Origin of the sequence: Streptomyces sp. HSW2009 (genome assembly GCF_040240285.1) — a bacterium.
Taxonomy (GTDB): domain Bacteria; phylum Actinomycetota; class Actinomycetes; order Streptomycetales; family Streptomycetaceae; genus Streptomyces.
This window is the reverse complement of the sequence record NZ_JBEHZD010000487.1, coordinates 1-6,095: the sequence shown is the minus strand read 5'-3', so window position 1 is coordinate 6,095 and position 6,095 is coordinate 1. Positions and strand designations below refer to the sequence as shown.

The window sequence follows — 6,095 nt, the reverse complement described above, 5'->3', positions numbered from 1 at the left end:
ATACGCCCCCGCCCGCCGCGCCCTGCCCCGGCGCGGGCGCCTGTTGGCCCACCCCCGCGACCGTGATCTGTACGCCCTGGTCGGCGAGGGCCTGGAGTTCGATGGCGGAGCGGTCCTCACGGCTCGGTGGCTCGTCCGTCACCAGCCGGGTGATGACGTCCGTGGGCACGGTCTGGAACATCGTGTCCGTACCCAGCTTCGAGTGGTCGGCGAGCACCACCACCTCGGCCGCCGCCTGCACCAACGCCCGGTCCACGCTCGCGGAGAGCATGTTGGACGTGGACAGACCGCGCTCGGCGGTGAGCCCGCTGCCCGACAGGAAGGCGCGGGAGACGCGCAGGCCCTGGAGGGACTGCTCGGCACCGCTGCCCACCAAGGCGTAGTTGGACCCGCGGAGGGTGCCGCCGGTCATCACGACCTCGACCCGGTTGGCATGGGCCAGGGCCTGGGCGACGAGCAGGGAGTTGGTGACCACGGTCAGACCGGGGACGCGGGCGAGCCGGCGGGCCAGCTCCTGCGTCGTCGTCCCCGCGCCGACCACCACGGCCTCGCCCTCTTCGACGAGACCGGCGGCGACGTCGGCGATGGCCGTCTTCTCCGCGGTTGCTAGATGGGACTTTTGCGGAAAGCCGGACTCCCTGGTGAAACCACCCGGCAATACCGCACCGCCGTGCCGGCGGTCGAGCAGTCCTTCCGCCTCCAGCGCCCGCACGTCCCGCCGTACGGTCACTTCGGAGGTCTGGACGACACGGGCGAGCTCACGGAGCGAGACGGCTCCGTTCGCGCGCACCATTTCAAGGATCAATTGGCGACGTTCTGCAGCGAACACGAAACTGACAGTAACGCCAACGACCGTCTGCTTTCAGCCGGTTGCGCCAATTAGCAGAAGTTGTTCGCTGCGGGGTGTCGCAGGTGATATAGGAGCGCGTTAGAGCTCGTTTTGGGTCTTGCGGGTCTGGAGCTGTCGGGCGACCTCGGCGATCGAACCCGAGAGCGACGGGTAGACCGTGAAGGTGTTCGCGATCTGTGCGACGGTCAGATTGTTGTCCACGGCGACCGAGATCGGGTGGATCAGCTCGCTGGCGCGCGGGGCGACGACCACGCCGCCGACCACGATGCCCGTGCCGGGCCGGCAGAAGAGCTTCACGAAGCCGTCCCTGATGCCCTGCATCTTCGCCCGCGCGTTCCGCAGCAGCGGCAGCTTCACCACCCGGGCGTCGATCTTGCCGCTGTCCACGTCGGCCTGGGTGTAGCCGACGGTGGCGATCTCCGGGTCGGTGAAGACGTTCGCGGAGACCGCCTTCAGGTTCAGCGGGGCCACCGCGTCGCCGAGGAAGTGGTACATCGCGATGCGCCCCTGCATGGCGGCGACCGAGGCGAGCGCGAAGACGCCGGTGCAGTCGCCGGCCGCGTACACGCCCGGCGCGCTGGTCCGGGAGACCTTGTCGGTCCAGATGTGCCCGGACTCCTGGAGCCTGACCCCGGCCTCCTCCAGACCCATCCGGGCGGTGTTGGGGATCGAGCCGACCGCCATCAGGCAGTGCGTGCCGGAGATGACGCGGCCGTCGGCGAGCGTGACCTCCACCCGGTCGCCGACCCGCTTGGCGGACTGGGCGCGCGAGCGGGCCATCACATGCATGCCGCGGCGACGGAAGCCGTCTTCCAGTACGGCCGCGGCGTCCGGGTCCTCACCCGGCAGCACCCGGTCCCGCGAGGAGACGAGGGTGACCTTGGAGCCCAGCGCCTGGTACGCGCCGGCGAACTCGGCGCCGGTGACGCCCGAGCCGACCACGATCAGCTCGGCCGGCAGCTCGTCGAGGTCGTAGACCTGGGTCCAGTTCAGGATGCGCTCGCCGTCCGGCAGCGCGTCCGGGATCTCCCGCGGGTGGGCGCCGGTGGCGATCAGCACCGCGTCCGCAGCCAGCGTCTCCTCCGTACCGTCGGCCGCCTGCACGGTGACCGTCCGCGAGCCGTCCGGCGCCTGGGCCGGCTCGATGCGACCCCGGCCGCGCATCACCCGGGCACCCGCACGGGTGACGGAGGCGGTGATGTCGTGCGACTGGGCCAGCGCGAGCCGCTTCACCCGGCGGTTGACCTTGCCGAGGTCCACGCCGACCACGCGGGCCGCCTGCTCCAGGGGCGGCGTGTCGTCGGCGACGATGATCCCCAGTTCCTCGTACGAGGAGTCGAAGGTCGTCATCACCTCCGCCGTCGCGATCAGGGTCTTCGACGGTACGCAGTCGGTCAGCACCGAGGCGCCGCCGAGGCCGTCACAGTCCACGACGGTCACGTCCGCGCCGAGCTGCGCTGCGACCAGCGCCGCCTCGTAGCCGCCAGGTCCGCCGCCAATGATCACGATTCGGGTCACTGAAGTTCGCCTCGCGTATTCGTCTCGGTCGGCCCGGGATGCCCGACCGCGCCGCGGAGGCGGCCGGTTGCCACCGCCGGCCGGTCCGGGGGTCGCCCCCAGGGGGATGCAGTACGTGCCTCATTGTCCCGCACTCATCAAAACCACCGCCTCTTGGGTCCCTCCGCCCGCGCCGCCGCCCGTCGCCAGCTCGCCCCAGACGGCCGCACGCTGCACTCCCGTACCCTCAAAGCCATGTCGCTCTACGCCGCGTACGCCGGCAACCTCGACGCGCGGCTGATGTCCCGCCGCGCCCCGCACTCGCCGCTGCGCGGCACCGGCTGGCTCTCCGGCTGGCGGCTGACCTTCGGCGGCGAGCAGATGGGGTGGGAGGGCGCGCTGGCCACGCTGGCCGAGGCGCCCGGCTCGCAGGTCTTCGTCGCGCTGTACGACATCGCCCCGATGGACGAGGCCGGGATGGACGGCTGGGAGGGCGTGGGGCTCGGCATCTACCGGCGCACGCGGATGCGGGTGCACACCCTGGACGGCGACGTGACCGCGTGGCTGTACGTGCTCAACGGGTACGAGGGCGGGCTGCCGTCGGCCCGCTACCTCGGCGAGGTGGCTGACGCCGCCGAGTCCGCCGGCGCGCCGCACGACTACGTGATGGAACTGCGCAAGCGGCCCTGCTGAGGCCCGGGACACGAATCTGCTGAGGCCCTGGCCACGACACCAGCACGGGCGCTTGTAAGGACCGCAATGCGCCATGGGCCCACACATCGTCGCAAACGCATCTACGCGCGTAGGGGATTACCGGTTACCCTCGTCCGCGTGAACGCATCTGCTTCTTCGGACATCCAGGGCGGCCCGCTCCACGCCGGCGGCCGAAGCCCCTACGACGCCGCCGACGGCGCCGCCGCCCGGCTGCGCGAGCTCACCGGCGCCGAGACCCACGACGTGGCGCTCGTGATGGGCTCCGGCTGGGTGCCCGCCACCGACGCGCTCGGCACCCCGGAATGCGAGTTCCCGGTCACCGAGCTGCCCGGCTTCCCCGCCCCGGCGGTCGCAGGACATGCGGGCACCGTGCGCTCGTACCGCATCGGCAGCAAGCGCGCGCTGGTCTTCCTCGGCCGTACGCACTACTACGAGAACCGCGACGTGGCGGCCGTGGCGCACGGGGTGCGCACCGCCGTCGCCGCCGGCTGCAAGACCGTGGTGCTCACCAACGGCTGTGGCGGGCTGCGGGTCGGGATGCGGGTGGGTCAGCCGGTGCTCATCAGCGACCACATCAACCTCACGGCCACCTCGCCGATCGTGGGCCCCAACTTCGTGGACCTCACCGACCTGTACTCGCCGCGGCTGCGCGCGCTCTGCCAGCAGGTGGACGCGAGTCTGGAGGAGGGCGTGTACGCCCAGTTCCCCGGGCCGCACTACGAGACGCCCGCCGAGATCGCGATGATCCGCACCATGGGCGCCGACCTGGTCGGCATGTCCACCACGCTGGAGGCGATCGCCGCCCGCGAGGCCGGCGCCGAGGTGCTCGGCATCTCGCTGGTGACCAACCTGGCCGCCGGCATGACCGGCGAACCCCTCAACCACGCAGAGGTCCTCCCGGCCGGCCGCGACTCGGCGGCCCGGATGGGCAGCCTGCTGAGCCAGGTGTTGGGCAAGCTCTGAGCGGTGCCCCGGGCCGGGCCCGCCCGCCCCCGGCCCCCACGGCGCCGGAGCCGCCCGGCGGCGCCGGCGTCGGCACCGCGCAGTACGCGACCCTCACGCGAGAGGCAGAACCACCGTGCAGCAGGACCAGCAGGACGCGCAGCAGGAACTGATCGCCCGGGCCAGGGCCTGGCTCGCGGACGACCCCGACCCGCAGACCCGCGCGGAGCTCACGGCCCTCGTCGACGCCGCGGCGGGCGCCACCGGCACCGGCACCGGCACCGGCACCGGCACCGACGAGGGGGCCGCGGCACTCGACGAGCTGGCCGCGCGCTTCGCCGGCACCCTCCAGTTCGGCACCGCGGGGCTCCGCGCCGAACTGGGCGCGGGCCCCATGCGCATGAACCGCGCGGTGGTCATCAAGACCGCCGCCGGCCTCGCCAGCTACCTCACCCAGCGGCAGCAGCCGGCCGCCGGCGCCGGGCAGCGGCCCGGCCTGGTGGTCATCGGCTACGACGCCCGGCACCGCAGCGCCGACTTCGCCCGCGACACCGCGGCCGTCATCACCGGCGCCGGGCTGCGCGCCGTACTGCTGCCGCGCCCGCTGCCGACCCCGGTCCTGGCCTTCGCCATACGGCACCTGGGCGCGATCGCCGGCGTCGAGGTCACCGCGAGCCACAACCCGCCGTGCGACAACGGCTACAAGGTGTACCTGGGCGACGGCGTCGCCGGCACCGCATCGCGCGGCGGCGCCCAGATCGTGCCGCCGGCGGACGCCGAGATCGCCGCCGAGATCGCCGCGGTGGCCGGCGTGCACGAGGTGCCGCGGCCGGAGACCGGCTGGGAGATCGCCGGCGAAGAGGTCATCGACGCGTACCTGGAGCGCGCCACCGGCGTGCTCGCGCCCGACTCGGCCCGCGCGGTGCAGGTGGTCTACACGCCGCTGCACGGTGTCGGCCTGGCCACGGTGAGCGCCGCGTTCGCCCGCGCCGGCTTCCCGGCCCCGCTCGTCGTCACCGAGCAGGCCGAGCCCGACCCGGACTTCCCCACGGTCGCCTTCCCCCACCCGGAGGAACCGGGCGCGATGGACCTGGCGTTCGCCACGGCCCGCGCCGCGACGGCCGCAGCCCCTGGCAGCCCGACCAGCGCCCCGACCAGCCCGGACATCGTCCTCGCCAGCGACCCGGACGCCGACCGCTGCGCCGTGGCCGTGCCCGACCCGGCGGTGCCGGCCGGCTGGCGGATGCTGCGCGGCGACGAGGTCGGCGCGCTGCTCGCGGCCCACCTGGTGCGCTCCGGCCGGGTCGGCCAGGGCAGCGCCGGCACGTTCGCCACCACCATCGTCTCCTCCTCGCTGCTGTCCCGGATCGCGGCCACCGCGGGCGTCCCGTACGCGGAGACGCTGACCGGCTTCAAGTGGCTGGCCCGGGTGGACGGCCTGCGCTACGCGTACGAGGAGGCCCTCGGCTACTGCACGGACCCGGCCGGCGTCCGCGACAAGGACGGCATCACCGCCGCGCTGCTCATCGCCGAGCTGGCGGCCGAACTGAAGGCCGGCGGCAGCTCGCTGCCCGCGCTCCTGGACGAGCTCGCGGTGGCGCACGGACTGCACGCCACCGACCAGCTCTCGGTACGGGTCGAGGACCTGTCGGTGATCGCGGCGGCCATGCAGCGGCTGCGCGCCCAGCCGCCCACCGCACTGGCCGGCCTGCCGGTGACCTCGGCCCAGGACCTGTCGCTGGGCTCGGACGCGCTGCCGCCCACCGACGGGCTGCGCTACCACCTGGCCGGCGACGCCGCCTCCGGCGTCCGGTCGGCCCGCGTCATCGTGCGCCCCAGCGGCACCGAGCCCAAGCTCAAGTGCTACCTGGAGGTCGTGCTGCCGGTCGGGGCACCCGACGCGCTGCCGGCGGCCCGCACCAGGGCGGCCGACGTGCTCGCCGCCGTCAAGCGCGACCTGGCGGACGCAGCCGGCATCTGAGGGCCGAACGGCCCGCGACACGACGGCGGGGGGGGGGGCGGGCGCGCGCGGCGCGCGCCGACCACCCCCCCCGCCGCCGCGTGGGCCACGGGACCCCCCCCGCCGCCCCCC

The 6,095-nt window shown here is 73.8% G+C and carries 5 protein-coding genes; 3 read left to right on the top strand and 2 right to left on the bottom strand.

Annotated features, from left to right (window positions below):
- On the bottom strand, window positions 1-793 hold a 793-nt coding region (locus tag AAHZ94_RS26990; RefSeq protein ID WP_349995989.1), incomplete at its 3' end, for a DeoR/GlpR family DNA-binding transcription regulator.
- Window positions 794-928: 135 nt separating this feature from the next.
- Window positions 929-2,368 (bottom strand): NAD(P)H-quinone dehydrogenase, encoded by a 1,440-nt coding sequence (locus tag AAHZ94_RS26985; protein WP_349995987.1) that lies wholly within the window; start codon window positions 2,366-2,368, stop codon window positions 929-931.
- Window positions 2,369-2,602: 234 nt separating this feature from the next.
- Between AAHZ94_RS26985 and AAHZ94_RS26980 the strand changes: the two genes are divergently transcribed.
- The 3 genes from AAHZ94_RS26980 to AAHZ94_RS26970 all read left to right on the top strand — a co-directional run bounded on the left by AAHZ94_RS26980 (window position 2,603) and on the right by AAHZ94_RS26970 (window position 5,984).
- On the top strand, window positions 2,603-3,040 hold the full coding sequence (locus AAHZ94_RS26980) for a gamma-glutamylcyclotransferase family protein (RefSeq protein WP_349995985.1): 438 nt from the start codon (window positions 2,603-2,605) through the stop codon (window positions 3,038-3,040).
- Between the two features lie 138 nt (window positions 3,041-3,178).
- Window positions 3,179-4,024: a purine-nucleoside phosphorylase gene (locus AAHZ94_RS26975; protein WP_349995983.1), complete on the top strand. Its 846-nt coding sequence runs from the start codon at window positions 3,179-3,181 to the stop codon at window positions 4,022-4,024.
- A 115-nt stretch (window positions 4,025-4,139) separates the two neighbouring features.
- Entirely contained in the window at window positions 4,140-5,984 is a 1,845-nt protein-coding gene (locus tag AAHZ94_RS26970; protein WP_349995981.1) for a phospho-sugar mutase, read from the top strand.
- Window positions 5,985-6,095: the final 111 nt, after the last annotated feature.